At 43.7% G+C, this 18676-nt stretch carries 19 protein-coding genes, 1 pseudogene and 1 other annotated feature; of the genes and pseudogenes, 17 read left to right on the forward strand and 3 right to left on the reverse strand.

Annotation, left to right across the window (positions count from 1 at the left end; translation table 11 throughout):
- The first annotated feature begins 70 nt into the window (after nt 1-70).
- Nucleotides 71-2002 (forward strand): threonine--tRNA ligase, encoded by a 1932-nt coding sequence (gene thrS / locus GXP75_RS11210; RefSeq protein ID WP_003325131.1) that lies wholly within the window; start codon nt 71-73, stop codon nt 2000-2002.
- Between the two features lie 558 nt (nt 2003-2560).
- Here thrS and GXP75_RS11215 read toward each other — a convergent pair.
- Nucleotides 2561-3346 (reverse strand): HAD family hydrolase, encoded by a 786-nt coding sequence (locus tag GXP75_RS11215; RefSeq protein WP_242556827.1) that lies wholly within the window; start codon nt 3344-3346, stop codon nt 2561-2563.
- A 208-nt stretch (nt 3347-3554) separates the two neighbouring features.
- On the opposite strand from GXP75_RS11215, the gene GXP75_RS11220 reads away from it, so the two are divergent.
- The 4 genes from GXP75_RS11220 (at nt 3555) to lrgB (ending at nt 7329) form a co-directional block, all read left to right on the forward strand.
- Complete coding sequence (locus GXP75_RS11220; protein WP_214913868.1) at nt 3555-5336, forward strand: sensor histidine kinase; 1782 nt, start codon at nt 3555-3557, stop codon at nt 5334-5336.
- Complete coding sequence (locus GXP75_RS11225) at nt 5314-6042, forward strand: LytR/AlgR family response regulator transcription factor (protein ID WP_214913866.1); 729 nt, start codon at nt 5314-5316, stop codon at nt 6040-6042. The genes GXP75_RS11220 and GXP75_RS11225 overlap by 23 nt, the downstream gene beginning before the upstream one ends.
- A gap of 133 nt (nt 6043-6175) precedes the next feature.
- Nucleotides 6176-6613, forward strand: coding sequence for an antiholin-like murein hydrolase modulator LrgA (gene lrgA / locus GXP75_RS11230; RefSeq protein ID WP_242556828.1), 438 nt, complete (start codon nt 6176-6178; stop codon nt 6611-6613).
- 20 nt (nt 6614-6633) lie between these two features.
- On the forward strand, nt 6634-7329 hold the full coding sequence (gene lrgB / locus GXP75_RS11235; RefSeq protein WP_214913864.1) for an antiholin-like protein LrgB: 696 nt from the start codon (nt 6634-6636) through the stop codon (nt 7327-7329).
- A gap of 28 nt (nt 7330-7357) precedes the next feature.
- Here the strand turns inward: lrgB and GXP75_RS11240 are convergent, their stop codons facing one another.
- A complete protein-coding gene (locus tag GXP75_RS11240) occupies nt 7358-7909 on the reverse strand; it encodes a hypothetical protein (RefSeq protein WP_242556829.1) in 552 nt (183 codons plus the stop codon).
- Between the two features lie 250 nt (nt 7910-8159).
- On the opposite strand from GXP75_RS11240, the pseudogene GXP75_RS11245 reads away from it, so the two are divergent.
- The 5 genes and pseudogenes from GXP75_RS11245 (at nt 8160) to GXP75_RS11265 (ending at nt 10480) form a co-directional block, all read left to right on the forward strand.
- Nucleotides 8160-8704, forward strand: a pseudogene (locus GXP75_RS11245) (alpha/beta fold hydrolase).
- A 136-nt stretch (nt 8705-8840) separates the two neighbouring features.
- Nucleotides 8841-8971, forward strand: a sequence feature (ribosomal protein L20 leader region).
- A gap of 59 nt (nt 8972-9030) precedes the next feature.
- Entirely contained in the window at nt 9031-9552 is a 522-nt protein-coding gene (gene infC, locus GXP75_RS11250) for a translation initiation factor IF-3 (protein ID WP_071543361.1), read from the forward strand.
- 12 nt (nt 9553-9564) lie between these two features.
- The gene (gene rpmI / locus GXP75_RS11255; RefSeq protein WP_003325140.1) at nt 9565-9765 is read left to right on the forward strand and encodes a 50S ribosomal protein L35; all 201 of its coding nucleotides are present in this window, start codon (nt 9565-9567) and stop codon (nt 9763-9765) included.
- Between the two features lie 31 nt (nt 9766-9796).
- On the forward strand, nt 9797-10156 hold the full coding sequence (gene rplT / locus GXP75_RS11260; RefSeq protein WP_003152495.1) for a 50S ribosomal protein L20: 360 nt from the start codon (nt 9797-9799) through the stop codon (nt 10154-10156).
- Between the two features lie 54 nt (nt 10157-10210).
- Nucleotides 10211-10480: a DUF1294 domain-containing protein gene (locus GXP75_RS11265; protein ID WP_214913862.1), complete on the forward strand. Its 270-nt coding sequence runs from the start codon at nt 10211-10213 to the stop codon at nt 10478-10480.
- 16 nt (nt 10481-10496) lie between these two features.
- Here the strand turns inward: GXP75_RS11265 and GXP75_RS11270 are convergent, their stop codons facing one another.
- Entirely contained in the window at nt 10497-10895 is a 399-nt protein-coding gene (locus GXP75_RS11270; RefSeq protein WP_061572598.1) for a hypothetical protein, read from the reverse strand.
- Nucleotides 10896-11086: 191 nt separating this feature from the next.
- On the opposite strand from GXP75_RS11270, the gene GXP75_RS11275 reads away from it, so the two are divergent.
- The 7 genes from GXP75_RS11275 to araA all read left to right on the forward strand — a co-directional run bounded on the left by GXP75_RS11275 (nt 11087) and on the right by araA (nt 18675).
- Nucleotides 11087-12172 carry a M42 family metallopeptidase gene (locus GXP75_RS11275; RefSeq protein WP_013390618.1) on the forward strand — a complete coding sequence of 362 codons (1086 nt, stop codon included), beginning with the start codon at nt 11087-11089 and terminating at the stop codon, nt 12170-12172.
- A 201-nt stretch (nt 12173-12373) separates the two neighbouring features.
- Nucleotides 12374-13342: an arabinan endo-1,5-alpha-L-arabinosidase AbnA gene (gene abnA, locus GXP75_RS11280; RefSeq protein WP_242556830.1), complete on the forward strand. Its 969-nt coding sequence runs from the start codon at nt 12374-12376 to the stop codon at nt 13340-13342.
- A gap of 190 nt (nt 13343-13532) precedes the next feature.
- Nucleotides 13533-14126 carry a TetR/AcrR family transcriptional regulator gene (locus GXP75_RS11285; protein ID WP_214913859.1) on the forward strand — a complete coding sequence of 198 codons (594 nt, stop codon included), beginning with the start codon at nt 13533-13535 and terminating at the stop codon, nt 14124-14126.
- 240 nt (nt 14127-14366) lie between these two features.
- Nucleotides 14367-15773 (forward strand): amidase, encoded by a 1407-nt coding sequence (locus GXP75_RS11290; protein ID WP_242556831.1) that lies wholly within the window; start codon nt 14367-14369, stop codon nt 15771-15773.
- 41 nt (nt 15774-15814) lie between these two features.
- The gene (locus tag GXP75_RS11295; RefSeq protein ID WP_061572602.1) at nt 15815-16012 is read left to right on the forward strand and encodes a hypothetical protein; all 198 of its coding nucleotides are present in this window, start codon (nt 15815-15817) and stop codon (nt 16010-16012) included.
- Nucleotides 16013-16097: 85 nt separating this feature from the next.
- Entirely contained in the window at nt 16098-16856 is a 759-nt protein-coding gene (gene aiiA, locus GXP75_RS11300) for a quorum-quenching N-acyl homoserine lactonase AiiA (protein ID WP_214913855.1), read from the forward strand.
- Between the two features lie 328 nt (nt 16857-17184).
- Nucleotides 17185-18675, forward strand: coding sequence for an L-arabinose isomerase (gene araA / locus GXP75_RS11305; RefSeq protein ID WP_150223022.1), 1491 nt, complete (start codon nt 17185-17187; stop codon nt 18673-18675).
- Nucleotide 18676 lies beyond the last annotated feature (1 nt).

Raw genomic sequence — 18676 nt, forward strand, 5'->3', positions numbered from 1 at the left:
TCCGTTTGTTAACCTCGTCCCTTTCACAGGGGGCGGGGTTTTTTATATGCAAAAAAAAGGAGTGACGAAGATGTCAGATATGGTAAAAATCACATTTCCTGATGGGGCAGTCAAGGAGTTTGCGAAAGGCACGACAACAGAAGATATCGCGGCATCCATCAGTCCGGGATTGAAGAAAAAATCATTAGCCGGAAAACTGAACGGGCAAGAAATAGATCTTAGAACACCGATTAACGAAGATGGCACAGTGGAGATTATTACAGAAGGCTCAGAAGAAGGCCTTCAGATTATGCGACACAGCACGGCTCACTTATTGGCTCAAGCGATTAAACGCATATATAAAGATGTGAAATTCGGCGTCGGACCTGTTATTGAAAATGGCTTTTATTATGACGTTGAAATGGAAGAAGCGATTACACCGGAGGATCTGCCGAAGATCGAAAAAGAAATGAAAAAAATCGTCAATGCAAACCTTCCGATCGTCCGCAAAGAAGTCAGCCGTGAAGAAGCGAAAGCCCGCTTTGCGGAAATCGGCGATGACCTGAAACTTGAATTGCTCGATGCGATTCCGGAAGGAGAAACCGTTTCGATTTACGAGCAGGGCGAATTCTTTGACTTGTGCCGCGGTGTTCATGTTCCGTCAACAGGGAAAATTAAAGAATTTAAGTTGTTAAGCCTTGCAGGCGCATACTGGCGCGGAGACAGCAACAACCAAATGCTTCAGCGCGTATACGGAACAGCTTTCTTCAAAAAAGCTGATCTTGAAGAGCATTTGCGATTGCTTGAAGAGGCAAAAGAGCGTGATCACAGAAAGCTCGGCAAAGAATTAAAGCTTTTTGCCAATTCGCAAAAAGTCGGCCAAGGGCTTCCGCTGTGGCTGCCAAAAGGGGCGACAATCCGCCGCGTAATCGAGCGTTATATCGTAGATAAGGAATTAAGCCTTGGCTATGAGCACGTATATACACCTGTGCTTGGCAGTAAAGAGCTTTATGAAACATCAGGACACTGGAACCATTATCAAGATGGCATGTTTCCGCCGATAGAATTGGACAATGAAACGCTGGCGTTGCGTCCGATGAACTGTCCGCATCATATGATGATCTACAAAAATGACATCCACAGCTATCGTGAACTTCCGATTCGGATCGCTGAACTCGGAACGATGCACCGCTATGAAATGTCAGGAGCGCTTTCAGGCCTTCAGCGCGTCCGCGGTATGACATTAAATGATGCTCACATCTTTGTGCGCCCGGATCAGATTAAAGATGAATTTATCCGTACTGTGCGTTTGATTCAAGACGTATATGAGGACTTCGGCTTGAACGACTATACATTCCGTTTATCATATCGTGATCCGGAAGATACAGAAAAATATTTTGATGACGATGAGATGTGGAACAAGGCGCAATCCATGCTGAAAGACGCAATGGACGAGATCGGCAGCGATTATTACGAAGCTGAAGGCGAAGCGGCATTCTACGGCCCTAAGCTTGATGTCCAAGTCAAAACAGCAATCGGAAAAGAAGAAACACTGTCTACTGTACAGCTTGATTTCTTACTGCCTGAGCGCTTTGATCTGACTTATGTCGGTGAAGACGGCAAACAGCACCGTCCTGTCGTAATTCACAGAGGTGTCGTATCTACAATGGAACGCTTTGTGGCTTTCTTAATTGAAGAGCATAAGGGTGCGCTTCCGACGTGGCTTGCACCTGTTCAATTCCAGGTCATCCCTGTATCACCGTCCGTGCATCTCGATTATGCAAAAAAAGTGCAGGAGCGTCTTCAGCGTGAAGGCTTGCGCGTGGAAGTTGATATCCGCGACGAGAAAATCGGCTACAAAATACGCGAAGCTCAAATGCAAAAAATCCCGTATATGCTTGTGGTCGGTGACCAAGAAGCTGAAAACGGCGCAGTAAACGTCCGTAAATACGGAGAGCAGAAGTCTGAGACGATTTCACTTGATGATTTTGTGAAGAAGGCTGTGGCTGAAGCGAAGAAATAACATAAAAAAAAGCTGTTGGCATGTTAGTTCTCACTAATAGGTTCAACAGCTTTTTTATATATTTTGGCAGGTTCACCGTTTCCATTTTTTATATAAACCCATCCATACTTCTCATAATATCCTTCTAAGTCTGTACAGAGATAGAGATTTTCAAAACCCTTTATGCGCCTCCTTAAGGGCATGCCGAAGCAGCGCGCAGCCAATCTCATTTCCCCTTAACTTTGAGACAACGAATAAACAGGCAAGCCATGGAAATAAATCCTGACGGCTGATCAAATCATTTCTTAATAAAGCATATGAACCAATAATGGAGTCGTTTTGGACTGCTATATAAAATCACGGCAGAACGCTTCTTGAATCAAAAGAATGTGTTATGCAATCGCAATAGAAAGCATAATTATCCGGATTGCCCCACTGCCCCCAAAGGAAATCAATTGCTTCCTCTAACAGGTCCGCACGTTCCGTACATTCAAATATCTCCAAATTCTCTCCGCCTAACTATTAAAAAGAGGAGATTAGCTATTGCACTAATCTTCCTCTAAAAGATACAATCTTCTTTTATTTATTCTCCAAAATCGCAAACAGCTCATGAAGATCGCTGATCACGTAATCAGGTTTCACATCTGTTTCGTTTTTCTTCCCAGTCCGGTTCACCCAAACTGTTTTCATCCCGGCCCGTCCGGCACCGAGAATATCTGTATTCACATTATCGCCGACCATGATCGCATCGTCTTTTGAGATATGAAGCAAACCGAGGCAATGTTCAAAAATAGAAGCATCGGGCTTTCCTTTTCCAAAAGCCCCTGAAATCACAATTTCATTGAAGTAAGGAGCAAGCTCAGGCACCCCGGCTAATTTTTCTTTTTGCAGGCTCGGATCACCGTTTGTTAAAAGCAGCAATTCGTATTTCCCTTTTAATTGGTCCAGCACGTCAAATGTTTCATCATACACAAACGGGCGTTTCCGGCGCTCTGCCGCGAAAAACTCCGCCAAATACTCACCATACGCCGCATCCTCGATACCGAATGCTTTCAATCCGTTCGTCCACGCGTTCCGCCTGTACTCCGGCGCAATTTTGTTCAACTGCTTAAAGCCATCACTAATCGGCTCTGTGAAATTGGCCCACAGTCCTTCGAACGGGTTAATGCCGATCATTACTGTATATGGATATGTCTCATAAGACATGTACAGTTCTCTTGCCGCTTCCCGGACTGCTGCTTCAAATTCTTTCGGATCAAGCCCGTATTTCTTCTTCGCCTGCAAGCATGTTTCAGCGAATGTTGTGCTTACGCTTTTTTCATCCCAAAGTAGTGTATCGTCTAAATCAAAAAATACGGCTTTCATGATCTTCTCCTCTGCTTCTTATTCTATTTTGCCTTATGTAAATCATTTTCTTTCTCTGCCAAAAGGCTCACGTTTATTCTACAATAGATAAAAGCCTTGATAAAGAAATGTTTTCAGATGATTTGAAAAAAACAGGCAGATGAATGAGAGAAATGAAAACCAACTATAAAAAATGATAAAATAAAATTTGAAAGATCAGGTGAATAAAATGATTCATTTAATGATCATGATGCTGGAAAGAGTCGGTATCATCGTAATATTGGGGTTTATATTGGCACATACCAAATTATTCAGACAAGCCTTGCAGCAGCCGGCAAGCTATAAAGGAAAGGCTGTGCTGATTACGATTTTTTCCCTTTTCAGCATCATCAGCAACTACACGGGGATTGAAATTCAAAGGAACATTATTTTAAACAATGACTGGGTATTTGAAATTGATCCGTCAAGCTCGATTGCAAATACCAGGATCATGGGGGTGGAAATCGGCGGGCTGTTGGGAGGCCCGATTGTGGGCGCGGGAGTTGGTTTGCTGGCTGGACTTCATCGGTTGTCACTGGGCGGCAGCACCGCGTTCAGCTGTGCCGTATCCTCCATATTAGCGGGAATCTTGGCAGGCTGGATAGGCAGCTATTTCAGAAAGCGCTACCGGATTCCGACACCGCGTTCAGCTGCGCTTGTGGGAATCGGCATGGAGGCTTTGCAGATGCTCATTATCCTTCTGATGGCGAAGCCGTTTGCTGATGCATGGGCGCTTGTGAGTATGATCGGGATTCCGATGATTCTGATAAACGGTTCAGGCAGCTTTATTTTTCTCTCGATCATCCAGTCGATTATTCGGAAGGAAGAGCAGGCCAGAGCGCTTGAAACACACAGAGTGCTGATGATTGCCGATCAAACACTGCCCTATTTCCGCCAAGGTTTAAACGAAAATTCATGCAAGAGCGTGGCGGCCATCATACATAAACTGACGGGAACGGACGCTGTTTCCCTCACCGATAATAAAAAAATTCTTGCTCATGTCGGTGCGGGAACCGATCATCACATCCCATCAAAAAGTCTCATTACAGGGCTGTCCAAAAAAGTAATCAAAACAGGGTATATCATGAAAGCCACTTCACAGGAAGAGATCGAATGTACGCATGCCCAATGTCCTTTACATGCGGCAATCGTCCTGCCGCTTACATCAAACGGAAAAACGATCGGAACGCTGAAAATGTATTTCAAAAGCCCGGCCGGACTCAGCCAGGTGGAGGAAGAGCTTGCTGAGGGACTGGCCATGCTGTTTTCCACACAGCTTGAGCTTGGAGAAGCCGAGCTGCAAAGCAAGCTGCTGAAGGATGCAGAAATTAAGGCGCTTCAAGCACAGGTCAATCCGCATTTTTTGTTTAACGCCATCAACACGATTTCCGCGTTATGCAGGACAGATGTCGAAAAAACCCGTAAGCTTTTGCTTCAGCTCAGTGTTTATTTTCGTTCCAATTTGCAAGGGGCAAGACAGTTGCTCATACCGCTGTCAAAGGAGCTGAACCATCTTCACGCTTACTTATCATTAGAGCAGGCACGTTTTCCCGGGAAATATGAGATTGAGATAGACATAGAAGACAGTCTGGACCAAATCGAAATCCCGCCATTTGTCTTGCAAGTTCTTGTTGAAAATGCGCTTCGACACGCTTTTCCGAAAAAACAAGACAGATATAAAGTGGAAGTGCAAGTTTTATCTGCTGAATCGTCTGTCTATATGAAGGTAAAAGATAATGGTCGGGGCATTGCAGAGGAGATCTTAACTCAATTAGGAAACAAGCCTCTGCCGTCAAAAGAAGGGACGGGAACGGCTCTTTATAACTTGAACCAACGGCTGGTTGGTTTGTTTGGCCAGCAAGCCGCCCTGCAAATAACGAGCGGAATCGATAACGGAACAGAGGTTTCATTTCAGGTGCCTTTGAAACAAATGAAAGAGGGAGAAGAACATGGTGAGGGTGTTAATTGTTGATGATGAAATACTGGCAAGAGATGAATTAGCCTATTTGCTCAAACGTACGAATGAGGTAGACGAAATAGATGAAGCTGAAAACATTGAATCGGCATTTGACCGGATGATGGATCAAAAGCCTGATCTTCTGTTCTTAGATGTTGATTTGTCCGGGGAAAACGGCTTTGATATCGCAAAGCGGTTAAATAAAATGAAGCATCCGCCTGCTGTTGTGTTTGCGACCGCCTATGACCAATATGCGCTCAAAGCCTTTGAAGTGGACGCGCTTGATTATTTGACCAAACCTTTTGATGAGGAGCGCGTTCAGCAGACAATTAAGAAATATAAAAAGGTAAAACCGGATACCGGAGAACCGGTGGAGCAGACAGGCTCAGTGAATCATCATAAGCTTGCCGTATCTGCCGGTGAATCAATTGTGATTTTAGATACGTCAGAAATTATATTTGCCGGAATTGCCGATGGGCACACCGAGGTTAAAACGCATGAGACATCTTACAGTGTAAGCGATGCGCTGGCGGTTATTGAGAAGAAGCTGTCCGACGCAGACTTCATCCGCGTTCACCGCAGTTATATCGTCAATACTGAGTATATTAAAGAGATTCAGCCATGGTTTAATTCGACATATAATCTCATTATGAAAGACGGATCAAAAATACCGGTCAGCCGTACATATGCTAAGGAATTAAAGAAACTGCTTCATATTTGATGAAGCGGTTTTTGTATTTCATCCCTCATTTTTTGCATCTCAGCCCGATTAATCAGCAAGTTTAGATGTAAGCGCTTAATAAAGGGTTTTCATTTATTATAATGAGGACAACAAAGAGAAAGAGGTGAAGAAAATGAGTGCTAAAAAAGTGTATGGTTTTTTAACACAAGCATTTATTTTTGCCGCAATTATGCTGGTATCAAATATGATTGCCGCGATTGTTCCAATTCCTATCCCTGCGTCAGTCGTAGGATTAGTTCTATTATTTCTCTTATTATGCTTAAACATTATTAAACTTGAACATGTAGAAACCCTGGGAACGTCTTTAACATCTCTGATCGGCTTTTTATTTGTCCCGTCAGGCATTTCAGTTATGAATTCACTTGGTGTGATGCAGCATTATGGCCTGCAAATCGTGCTTGTCATTCTGCTTGCAACCATCATTTTATTAGCGGCGACAGGTTTGTTCTCCCAATTCATCATAAGAGGAAAACAGACAGCCGCTGACAAGCAGCAGAAAGAAAAAACGGTGCAGCATCCGCATAAGGAAAACAAGCTCGCTCATCATTAAGAGGCATAGGGGGTAATCAAATGGAAAGTACAATGAGTCCTTATTTCGGCATCGTGGTATCACTTGCCGCATTCGGCATCGGCACATTTCTATTCAAAAAGTCAAAAGGCTTCTTCCTTTTCACGCCTTTATTTGTCGCAATGGTGCTGGGCATCGCATTCTTGAAAATCGGCGGTTTTTCTTACGCGGATTATAACAATGGGGGAGAAATCATTAAATTTTTCCTTGAACCGGCGACCATCGCCTTTGCCATTCCGTTGTACAAGCAAAGAGACAAGCTGAAAAAATACTGGTGGCAAATCATGTCTTCCATCATTGTGGGGTCAGTTTGCTCCGTTACGATTGTTTATCTCCTTGCAAAAGGAATACATCTTGATGAAGCAGTCATGAAAAGCATGCTTCCGCAAGCGGCGACAACAGCAATCGCTCTTCCTTTATCAAAAGGTATCGGCGGCATCAGCGACATCACCGCCTTTGCCGTTATTTTTAACGCCGTTATCGTCTACGCGCTCGGCGCTCTGTTCTTAAAGGTGTTTAAAGTGAAAAATCCGATCTCTAAAGGATTGGCTCTCGGCACTTCCGGTCACGCGCTGGGCGTGGCGGTCGGAATAGAAATGGGGGAAGTTGAAGCAGCGATGGCGAGTATCGCGGTCGTTGTGGTAGGGGTTGTGACGGTGCTGGTCATACCAATGTTTATGCAGTTGATAGGGGGTTAAGCCAAGGACAGGTTCCTTGGCTTTTTTCTTAAGGAGCATCTTCCGGATCAATATACCCTTGTTTAATGCCCCATTCAACTTGATCGTCATGCCATTTTTTTCGTTCTGCATATCCATATCCATCGTTTTCCGGCAGATCTGCCGCCGGCTCTTGGGCTTGTGCCGCATCTGATCGATTTGCTGAGGAAGCAGAGTCATTAGCAGGTTCCGCTGCTTTTGCTTGTTCTTGCTGTCTGGCTGCTTTTGCCTGCTCCTGCTGCCTTGCTTCTTCCGCTTGCCGTTCAGCTTCTCGTTGTGCAGCTAATTCTTCCTGTCTCTGCATTTCTGCTTCTTCTGCAGCCTGTTTTTTGGCTGCTTCAATCTCCTCAAGCTTTTCAGTATGTCTTTTTGTCTCTAGCAATTTTAAGTTTTTGTGCTCTTCCTCAAGCTTGTCTTTATCCGATTTTGGAGAGGGCTTCTCGACGTCTAAAGCTACAGGTTTTTCTTCCTTTGGTCTGGCAGTTGTTTTGTCATGAGCGCAGCCGGCTGATAAAGCCCCCAGCAATAACAAAGAAATCGTTAATTTTGTTTGTTTTTTCATGCGTGTTTCTCCTTTTGTTTTGATCCCGGCGCAATATAAAGGGAACTGGAATCTATTTACTTTATCGGTCTTTGCGGTTTAAAGTTAATACTTTTATTTTCTTTTATTACTTTTTCATCCATTTTTAAATCGTGATTTCCATTTTGATGTTACGATATTGAGAGAATCTGAAAAACAGTCACCCTAAAAGACGAGGGATGGCAATCATGAGTATTCCTGTAAAGAATACGGTGACAAAAGTGCTTCGCTTATGGTTTTTATCCATGGCGGAGGTGTAAGCGGATGGACGTGGGAAAAGCAAATCAGTCATTTTCAATCCTTTCATTGTGTCGTTCCGGACTTACCCGGCCACGGCGAAAACAGTGATTCAATTGAATTTTCAATCAGCGCGCAAATTTTAATTCAGATCTTAAGCGTAAGACCCCATTTGATTGATTTTGCCATGATCAACAGTGCTCTGGTGAAACCGATACCTTTTGCCGGTTTATTTATTAAAACGTGTTCTGCCTTTTGTTCTTTTTTATAAAAAATAGAACAAAGTAGAATATGTCTTTTAAACTTCCTGCGCGGTTTAGTGAAGCAAGCGCTGATATATTGGTAACTTTCGGCGGAAAAGAGAGAGGGATCTTAAAAACGTCTGCACGGGAAATAGGCAATAACAATGCGTATTGCCGATGCGTGATGATTCCGGGTACGGGGCATGGCACACCGTTAGCACAGCCGGAATTATTTAATGAAATGGTTGAAAAGTGGTTTTTTCGGGGAGACATACCGAAAGAATGGAGGATCAAGTAAAAAACTAAAGCTGAAATTCTCTGATTTTAACCTTGCGCAACTCATAACCACATGTTACAATGAAAAAGTTGTTCCGGAGAAGTCATTCTTGACTAAATATCCGGCATTGTGTAGAATAGTTATTGAATTGAATATAAATCACAAGAAGAAGCACCCGCTTCTCACCTGATTGACACATTCATGTAGTTGGCAGGTTGACCGTACATTTTTATTTATGCAGATGTTCGTAGTGTGGGTGTGTAATCATACCCACACTTTTTGTTTGCCTGTAGAATGCAAGTCAAAATGAATTGTGAATCAATTCGAAGAAACTATGGAGGTGGCTCATTATTAGCAAAGATCAATTGGTTAATGAGGGTATCCGTGCACGTGAGGTCCGCTTAATCGGACAAAATGGCGACCAGCTTGGAATCAAGTCCCGTCAGGAGGCACTTGAAATCGCCGGCCGCGCAAATCTTGACCTTGTGTTAGTTGCAGCAAATGCAAAACCGCCTGTCTGCCGTATCATGGACTACGGAAAGTTCAGATTCGAGCAGCAGAAAAAGGACAAAGAAGCACGCAAAAATCAAAAAATCATTAACTTAAAAGAAGTTAGATTAAGTCCGACAATCGATGAGCACGACTTTAACACGAAGTTGCGCAATGCGATTAAATTCCTTGAAAAAGGCGATAAAGTGAAAGCTTCTATCCGCTTTAAAGGACGCGCGATCACGCATAAAGAAATCGGACAGCGCGTATTGGACCGTTTCTCTGAAGCGTGTGCTGAAGTTGCGACAGTTGAAACAAAACCAAAAATGGACGGCCGCAGCATGTTCTTGATGCTTGCGCCGAAAAACGAAAAGCAATAAGGAGGAAATCCCATGCCAAAAATGAAAACTCACCGCGGATCTGCTAAACGTTTTAAAAAGACAGGTTCTGGGAAGTTAAAACGTTCTCATGCATATACAAGTCACTTATTTGCCAACAAATCAACAAAGCAAAAGCGTAAGCTGCGCAAAAGTGCTGTAGTAAGCGCAGGAGACTTCAAACGTATCAAACAAATGCTTGCTAACATCAAGTAATCGGACAAGGAACAATTAGGAGGGAAATCTAATGCCAAGAGTAAAAGGCGGAACTGTTACACGTAAGCGTCGTAAAAAGGTTCTTAAATTAGCAAAAGGTTATTTCGGTTCAAAACATACATTATACAAAGTAGCTAACCAGCAGGTCATGAAATCTGGAAACTATGCTTTCCGTGACCGTCGTCAGAAAAAACGTGATTTCCGTAAGCTTTGGATCACTCGTATCAATGCTGCTGCTCGTATGAACGGTCTTTCTTACAGCCGTTTGATGCACGGTCTTAAGCTTTCTGGTATCGAAGTAAACCGTAAAATGCTTGCTGATCTTGCTGTAAACGATCTTACTGCATTCAACCAGCTTGCTGATGCTGCTAAAGCTCAGTTAGACAAGTAATATGCCGGGCCGCTCTCTCAGAGCGGCCTTTTTATATAAAGGATGAGATAAAGAATGCCTGTTTTAATATATATCATGGTGATCAATGTTTGCGGATTTTGGATCATGGGCGCCGATAAAAAAAGGGCGCAGCAGCACAGGTGGCGGATTTCTGAGGAACGAATCTGGCTTGTGGCGATTGCGCTTGGAGCTTTAGGTGTTTGGCTGGGGATGCAAACCTTCAGACATAAAACAAAGCACCGGTCTTTTATGTACGGCGTGCCGCTGCTTTTAGTAATTGAAGCTGTTTTTGTCGCTATTTATTATAGTCCGTTTAATTTGTAAAAAAGCAGAAAAGCGATTATCGCTCTTCTGCTTTTTTTGATTTAGCCAGCTTTATCGGCTGGTCCCAATCAATCTTACAATCCGGATAACGCTCATTCACCTTTTGTTCTATATCCTTAAAATCTTTCGCTGAAAAGGCAGCCAATTTTTCTGGAGACTCCGTCCACACAAAGATGGTATGGATAAAGAGCGGATGGTCCTTGGAAGGAATATGCTTTTCTCCTTCAAAGAGTACGCCTTTATAAGTCAGCTGAAAATTCTTTCTTGCATTTTTCTGTTCATCGACAATATAAAAATGTTCTTTTGACTGGGCCAGCTTCAGCCTTCTTTTTGGATTTGTGTAAAATCTGACCGCAACGTATAAACAATAGGCAAGAAGGGCGAGCAAAGCAAGCCGGAGAATGATGATAATCATTGGTTGAAGGCACCTCCCTCATTATCATTATCTGATGTAATACGAAGAGTGAAGCAAAAGGTTTCACTTTTTTTAAAAAGAAATGTTTCGGCTGTCTAAAATAATTACCCCATTTCATGTGAAATATTCGTATGGTTACCGATAGGTTTTGTATAATAAGAATGTAGGAAAGATGAAGGAGGGTTTGCAACATGGCAAAGCTAGACGAAACGTTAACCATGCTTAAAGAATTAACAGACGCAAAAGGCATTCCGGGGAACGAAAGAGAAGTCAGACAGGTGATGAAATCATACATAGAGCCATTTGCTGATGACGTCACAACAGATCGATTAGGCAGTTTAATCGCAAAGAAAACGGGCTTGGAAAACGGTCCGAAGATCATGGTGGCCGGCCATTTGGACGAAGTCGGTTTTATGGTGACGCAAATCAGCGATAAAGGTTTTCTGCGCTTTCAGACTGTGGGAGGCTGGTGGTCACAGGTTATGCTTGCCCAGCGTGTCACTGTCGTAACGAAAAAAGGGGATATTACAGGGGTTATCGGTTCAAAACCGCCGCACATATTGCCTCCTGAGGCGAGAAAGAAACCTGTGGAAATCAAAGATATGTTTATCGACATCGGAGCTTCCAGCCGTGAAGAAGCCATGGAATGGGGAGTTCTGCCTGGAGATCAAGTTGTTCCTTATTTTGAATTTACGGTGATGAACAACGAAAAGCACTTGCTTGCAAAGGCGTGGGACAACCGGATTGGGTGCGCGATTGCGATTGATGTTCTGAAAGGCCTGCAAAATAGCGACCATCCTAATGTCGTCTATGGTGTAGGAACGGTTCAGGAGGAAGTGGGACTCCGCGGCGCAAAAACCGCGGCGCATGCGATTCAGCCGGACATCGCGTTTGGCGTTGATGTCGGTATCGCCGGTGATACACCGGGCATTTCGGAAAAAGAGGCGCAAAGCAAAATGGGCAAAGGTCCGCAAATTATGCTGTATGATGCTTCAATGATCTCTCATAAAGGTTTGCGTGATTTTGTTGTCAATACAGCCGAAGAAGCAGGAATCCCATATCAGTTTGAATCACTTTCCGGCGGAGGAACTGACTCAGGTTCCATCCATTTAACGGCTAACGGTGTGCCTGCCTTATCTATCACCATTGCAAGCCGCTATATTCATACCCATGCGGCAATGTTGCATCGTGATGACTATGAAAATGCCGTGAAATTGATAACAGAGGTCATTAAAAAATTAGACCGCAAAACCGTCGATCAAATCACTTATCAATAAAGATGCGTAAGAATCCGTCTTGAATGGCGGATTCTATTTTTTTGTCTGTACAAATTTACGGCGAGTGGCTACAATAAGGGGAGACGCAGAATTGTCCGTACATTTTACCTAACAGTATTTATAGAAATCATCTATGAAGAAAGGGGGATCAGCATAATTTTGTAAGCGTTTTCTGAAATGAATACAGGAGGTTTTGCTAAAATGAAAAAGAGAAGATTTAAACGGTTATTTCACTTTTCATGCGCTGCTCTGACAGCAGGTTTGTTATTGACTTCCGCTTCTTCGGCATCTGCTGCATTTTGGGGAGCGTCAAATGAGCTGCTTCATGATCCTACCATGGTGAAAGAAGGAAGCTCATGGTACGCTTTTGGAACTGGTTTGACCGAAGAAAGAGGTCTGCGTGTTTTAAAATCCTCGGACGGGAAAAAATGGAGCGTACAAAAATCAGTTTTCAGCACGCCTTTATCATGGTGGGGCAATTACGTGCCGAATTATGAGAAAAACCAGTGGGCTCCTGATATTCAGTATTACAATGGAAAGTACTGGCTTTATTATTCCGTTTCCACTTTCGGCAGTAACACATCTGCTATCGGCCTCGCTTCCGCAACAAGCATCAACTCGGGAAGCTGGAAAGATGAGGGGCTTGTCATTCGTTCGACCAGCGCCAATAATTACAATGCCATTGATCCGGAGCTGACAATTGACAAGGATGGGAATCCATGGCTTGCTTTCGGATCATTTTGGAGCGGCATTAAACTAACGAAGCTGAACAAAGATACAATGAAACCGACCGGCTCACTTTATTCCATTGCTGCCAGACCGAATAACAGCGGGGCACTCGAAGCTCCGACCATTACGTATCAGAACGGCTACTATCATTTAATGGTATCATTTGATAAATGCTGTGCGGGTGTTAATAGCACCTATAAAATCGCTTATGGAAGATCTGCAAACATCACGGGCCCTTATCTTGATAAAAGCGGTAAAAGTATGCTTGACGGCGGAGGCACGATACTTGATTCAGGAAACGAGCAATGGAAAGGCCCGGGCGGACAAGATATCGTAAACGGCAACATTTTAGTCCGCCATGCGTATGACGCGAATGACAGCGGCATTCCAAAGCTTTTAATCAATGATCTCAATTGGAGTTCGGGCTGGCCATCCTATTAAAAATACCCGCCGAGAAGGTTTCACTATAGGTTTTTTCCGTAGGAAGCTCTTTTTTATAAAAGGGCTTTTTCTTATTTTAAGTGTAGAATGTGGATGAGATCTTCTGTGGTATTTGCCTTAGCCGGCAAAATCATTCATAATGTTAAAATGGACAATTTGTCCGAGTTGTGTTGTGAGGAGAGAATGTTTAATGGGAAAAGAACCTACATCTTTAAAACTTCCAAGAGAGGAGATAAACCGCAGAAGAATTTTGGAATCGGCAAAAGGGCTTTTCATCGAACATGGTGTTGAGGCAGTTAACATGCATCAGATTGCAAAAATGGCAGGGGTCGGACAGGCGACCTTATACCGGCGCTACACAGAAAAGGGTGACATTTGTATAGAAGTTGTGCGTGAAGAGTGTCAGCCCCTCTTTGAAGAAATAGATTCCTATCTTGATCAGTCTTCAGAAGAAACAGCTTTAGAGCGTTTATATCAAGTGATAATGATATTTATCGCTTTTCTTGAGAAGCGGGTTCCTTGGCTTTGCTCCGTAAGCCGGGCATCATCGGGATATCGTCCATTTCAATCACCGCTCTACCAATGGATGCGTATTACATGCAGAAGGCTATTGCAGGAGGCCGTTGATACGGGAGAAGCTTCTGCCGTAGATGTTCCCTATACGGTTGAAACACTGCTGGCTACCCTTTTTAATATTGATTTTCATCTGAAAGATCAGGGATTCTCCACTGAACAAATTTTGCAAGGAGTGCAGCGGATTTTTATAGATGGATTGAAAAATTGATCGGCAGCCCTGATGGTGCCTTTTGATGAAAGCAAATGCTGTTTAGAGGGGATCATGCCGATTTATCACTTTTATAGTTCCGAACCATTCTTTTGTGAAAATTAATTGATTGACGAACGGACATTGTTTCCATTATAATGAAATTGAAACCGGACAAAATGTCCGTTTTTTATTCGCTTGAAACGGACATTTTGTCCGATTGAGAATGTACATAGTAAACAAACATGGGGGCCGATCTAAATGAGAACATTGAATTCTCAACTTTCCTTTGCTGCGATTCATGAAATGGCAGAGAAAATTCAGGAACGTGAAGTGTCACCAGTGGAAATTGCAGATCTGATGCTGAAGCGGATTGAACGCTTCAACCCTAAGCTAAACGCATTTGTCTCTCAAACCGCTGAGCTGGCAGCGGAACAGGCAAAACAGGCTGAAAAAGATATTATGCAGGGTAGGTATAAAGGGCCTTTGCATGGTATTCCGATCGTTCATAAGGACCTTTATTACACAAAGGGGATACGAACAACGGCAAGTTCAAAAATTTTAAAGGATTTTGTTCCCGATTATGATTCAACCGCCGCAGCCAAACTGGCGGATGCAGGGACCGTCTTACTCGGGAAAGTGCAGACGCATGAATTCGCCGCAGGAATGACGACTAACAGCGAATATTTTGGTCCTTGCCTTAACCCTTGGAATCCTGATGTGGTTCCGGGCGGTTCAAGCGGAGGATCAGGTTCTGCTGTAGCGGCAGGAATGGCTTATTTAGGAACAGGATCAGATACGGGCGGTTCAATCCGTATTCCTGCTGCATGCTGCGGAGTTGTCGGCATGAAGCCGACATATGGTCGCGTCAGCCGATACGGAATCATTCCTATGGCCTGGTCGCTGGATCATGCCGGTCCGCTGACCCGCAGTGTGTTAGACGCTTCTTTGTGTCTGGATGTGATGTCTGGTTTCGATCCGAAAGATGAATCAACGGTTGATTTGCCTCCGCCCGGTATTCGGATGTATTCCGATGGTCTTAAGGGAGTGAAGATTGGTCTGCCGGCGAACTATTATTACGACAATCTGGACCCGGAGGTGGAAACCGCTATGCAGGCGGCAATCACTAAATTCCGGGAAATGGGAGCAGAAATTGTTGAAGTCAGTCTGCAGCTTATGAAGCATGCTCAAGGCGCGACGATGGCCATCATGTTAGCAGAAATGTTTTCAGCTCATGAGCAATGGCTCGATAAACACCCGGAAGATTATGGAACGGACGTAAAAATGATGCTTGAAAATGGCAGGTACGTTCCGGCTTCCGCTTACTTACAAGCACAGCGGGCACGCCATCTGCTTACAGATGATTTTCTGAAGGCTTTGACCGGAATCGATGTTTTATTGACTCCGGCAATGCCGCTGACTGCTCCGCGGGCAGACGATGACGAACTTTACGAAAAGTCACTCCGTCTAACTCATTTTGCCGCGCCGACTAATCTAACCGGCCTCCCCAGCTTATCAATGCCGTGCGGTTTTTCACCTTCAGGTCTGCCAATTAATCTCCAGCTAATCGGCCGCCCTTTTGACGAGGCAACTGTGCTCGGCATCGGTTACGCCTATGAGTTAAACACTGATTGGCATAAGAAGCATCCGGAGTTATCAATAAAATGAGAAGAATGATGAACTGCTTATCATTAGAGGGGGATAAATCAATGGGACAAAAGCAAGGGAATTCATCTTTAACAAACGCCGACTTGAACAATGGCAGAGACAATAAAGATACGGACACAGCTGAAGAGGCGTTCAAGCACTTTATATCTTCTCTTCAAAGTTTGAAGGAACTGGACTTAGAAGGTATTGAACCGATTCTGCCTCCGACGTTTAAAGAAGCACGCTATAAAAATAAATGAATAACGAATATGCTGTGAGGATAAGAAGAATACTTTACTCGTTTTGATACAGTTTTAAATTTTATTGAATAAAAGGATGATATGAATGACTGTCAAAAAGCTTTATTTTTTGCCTGCTGGCTCCTGTTATCTTGATCAGTCAGCTGTCAACAAAAACCTTGCGCCAGGCCGATTACTCGAAATGCCGGTTTGGTCTTTTTTGTTGGAAACAACTGACGGGCCCATTTTAATTGATACAGGGATGCCCGATGCTTTTGTTAACAATCCTGAGTATTTCAAAGGAACAAAAAGAGAAGGCCGGGTTATTCCGAAAATGACGGCAAACGATAAAATAGTGAATATTTTAAAGTCTGCCGGTTATCGTGCAGGTGATATTCAAGCGGTGATCAGCTCACACTTACACCTCGACCATGCAGGAGGAAACGGGCATTTTCCCAAAACGCCTATTTTCATTCAGCAAGCCGAATTTGATGCCGCTATGGGAAATGATGATTATTCACCCGAAGAATGCAGATTGCCAGACTTGCAGTACCAAATAATTGAAGGTGACATCGAAGTGGCGCCCGGCGTTCAAATTTTCTCTACGCCAGGACATTCGCCGGGCCACCAATCGGTTCTCGTCACAACAGAACATTCAGGCCCCATATTGCTGACTATTGATGTAGCTTATACAAGAGAAAATTTTGACAATGGCGTTCCATTCTTATCCTATGATTCTGAATCGACTGTCAGATCTATAAAACGAATGAAAGGGCTTATTGAAAAAGTCCAGCCGTCAAAGGTTTTCTTTGGGCATGACCGTGTTCAGGCGCGCGAAGCAAAGGTTTTTCCTGACTTTCTATAAAAGAGAATCATCGTGTTTGGCTACAAGCACTAGAAAACTGAATGCTTCCAATCTAAACGCTTAGGTGCCGATTCAATATGTGAAATTGGCAGCTGGGCGTTTTTTTGTGGTGTTTATGGCTGATGTGTGTTACTTCTAACCTGCAACACTCTGAAACTCTGATGCTTTTATTAAAAAAGAATACAAAAATGATTGACAGTAAATGCACCTTATTAATATAATGAATTTGTTCGTACGAATTATTTTATATATTAATTTATCGATTATTGATCCGTACTTTTTGATAAAAATGAAACCGCTTTATTTTGAAAAGAGAGGGGAAATGAATGTGCTGCCGACGAAGGAGTATGAATTTTGGTTTGTAACGGGAAGTCAGCATTTATATGGGGAGGAAACATTACAAATTGTTGATGAACATGCAAAAGCGATTTGTGAAGGGCTTAGTGCCCTGTCTTCAAGATATACGATTAAGCATAAGCCTGTGGTGACCTCGTCTCAGACTGTCAGACAGTTGTTAAGGGAAGCGGAGTTCAATGAGAATTGCGCCGGAATCATCACTTGGATGCACACATTTTCTCCGGCTAAAATGTGGATAGAAGGCCTTACGTCTTACCGAAAACCGCTTATGCATCTGCACACTCAATATCACCGGGATATTCCATGGGAATCGATTGACATGGATTTTATGAATATCAATCAATCCGCCCATGGCGACCGGGAATATGGCTATATGAATTCAAGAATGGGGCAAATCCGAAAAGTCGTCGTCGGCTATTGGGATGACGAAGAAGTGAAACACGATATGTCTCAGTGGATGAATACGGCGGCTGCATTAAACGAAAGCCGGAATATAAAGGTTGCCCGTTTCGGGGATAACATGCGTCATGTAGCTGTAACCGACGGAGATAAGGTCGGCGCACATATTCAATTCGGCTGGCAGGTTGACGGCTACGGCATAGGCGACCTCGTCGATGTCATGAATGGTATTACGGAGGACGAGATCGAGACACTTTTCAATGAATATGACAGGCTTTATGACATCAGTGAGGAAACGAAACAAGACGAATCGAAGGTCGCATCCATTAAGGAACAGGCCAAAATTGAACTGGGCTTAAGCTCTTTCCTTGAAAAAGGCGGGTATACCGCATTTACAACTTCATTTGAGGTGCTCCACGGAATGAAACAGCTTCCAGGCTTGGCCGTTCAGCGTTTGATGGGCAAAGGATACGGATTTGCTGGTGAAGGAGACTGGAAAACGGCGGCGCTCGTGCGGATGATGAAAATCATGGCAGATGGGAAAAAGACATCCTTCATGGAAGATTATACGTATCACTTTGAACCGGGGAAGGAAATGATTCTGGGATCGCATATGCTTGAGGTTTGTCCAACTGTCGCGCTTGATAAGCCGAAAATAGAGGTTCATCCCTTGTCTATAGGAGATAAAGAAGATCCGGCTCGGATGGTGTTTAACGGAATAGGCGGCACAGCAATACAAGCGAGCCTGATTGATATCGGCGGGCGCTTTCGTCTGGTGCTGAATGAAGTAAACGGGCAGGAAGTTGAAAAAGAAATGCCGCATCTTCCAGTCGCACGTGTTTTGTGGAAGCCTGAACCTTCACTAAAAACGGCTGCTGAGGCTTGGATTTTGGCGGGAGGCGCGCACCACACGTGTTTATCATATCAACTGACAGCCGATCAAATGATGGACTGGGCTGAAATGGCCGGTATTGAAAGTATTCTGATTTCTCATGATACTTCAATTCATCAGCTGAAAAATGAACTGAAATGGAATGAGGCGCTTTACCGGCTTCAAAGATAGG

This window comes from Bacillus sp. HU-1818 (genome assembly GCF_022695965.1).
In the GTDB taxonomy this organism is placed as follows: domain Bacteria; phylum Bacillota; class Bacilli; order Bacillales; family Bacillaceae; genus Bacillus; species Bacillus atrophaeus.

What these genes read in the sequence shown, in the direction of transcription:
- GXP75_RS11220 (WP_214913868.1), top strand. Translation starts at nt 3,555, where the DNA reads ATGATTCATTTAATGATCATGATGCTGGAAAGAGTCGGTATCATCGTA.
- GXP75_RS11290 (WP_242556831.1), top strand. Translation starts at nt 14,367, where the DNA reads ATGAGAACATTGAATTCTCAACTTTCCTTTGCTGCGATTCATGAAATG.
- GXP75_RS11270 (WP_061572598.1), bottom strand. Translation starts at nt 10,895, where the DNA reads ATGATTATCATCATTCTCCGGCTTGCTTTGCTCGCCCTTCTTGCCTAT.
- GXP75_RS11295 (WP_061572602.1), top strand. Translation starts at nt 15,815, where the DNA reads ATGGGACAAAAGCAAGGGAATTCATCTTTAACAAACGCCGACTTGAAC.
- GXP75_RS11225 (WP_214913866.1), top strand. Translation starts at nt 5,314, where the DNA reads ATGGTGAGGGTGTTAATTGTTGATGATGAAATACTGGCAAGAGATGAA.
- GXP75_RS11285 (WP_214913859.1), top strand. Translation starts at nt 13,533, where the DNA reads ATGGGAAAAGAACCTACATCTTTAAAACTTCCAAGAGAGGAGATAAAC.
- aiiA (WP_214913855.1), top strand. Translation starts at nt 16,098, where the DNA reads ATGACTGTCAAAAAGCTTTATTTTTTGCCTGCTGGCTCCTGTTATCTT.
- GXP75_RS11215 (WP_242556827.1), bottom strand. Translation starts at nt 3,346, where the DNA reads ATGAAAGCCGTATTTTTTGATTTAGACGATACACTACTTTGGGATGAA.
- abnA (WP_242556830.1), top strand. Translation starts at nt 12,374, where the DNA reads ATGAAAAAGAGAAGATTTAAACGGTTATTTCACTTTTCATGCGCTGCT.
- GXP75_RS11275 (WP_013390618.1), top strand. Translation starts at nt 11,087, where the DNA reads ATGGCAAAGCTAGACGAAACGTTAACCATGCTTAAAGAATTAACAGAC.
- GXP75_RS11265 (WP_214913862.1), top strand. Translation starts at nt 10,211, where the DNA reads ATGCCTGTTTTAATATATATCATGGTGATCAATGTTTGCGGATTTTGG.
- rpmI (WP_003325140.1), top strand. Translation starts at nt 9,565, where the DNA reads ATGCCAAAAATGAAAACTCACCGCGGATCTGCTAAACGTTTTAAAAAG.
- thrS (WP_003325131.1), top strand. Translation starts at nt 71, where the DNA reads ATGTCAGATATGGTAAAAATCACATTTCCTGATGGGGCAGTCAAGGAG.
- lrgB (WP_214913864.1), top strand. Translation starts at nt 6,634, where the DNA reads ATGGAAAGTACAATGAGTCCTTATTTCGGCATCGTGGTATCACTTGCC.
- rplT (WP_003152495.1), top strand. Translation starts at nt 9,797, where the DNA reads ATGCCAAGAGTAAAAGGCGGAACTGTTACACGTAAGCGTCGTAAAAAG.
- GXP75_RS11240 (WP_242556829.1), bottom strand. Translation starts at nt 7,909, where the DNA reads ATGAAAAAACAAACAAAATTAACGATTTCTTTGTTATTGCTGGGGGCT.
- lrgA (WP_242556828.1), top strand. Translation starts at nt 6,176, where the DNA reads ATGAGTGCTAAAAAAGTGTATGGTTTTTTAACACAAGCATTTATTTTT.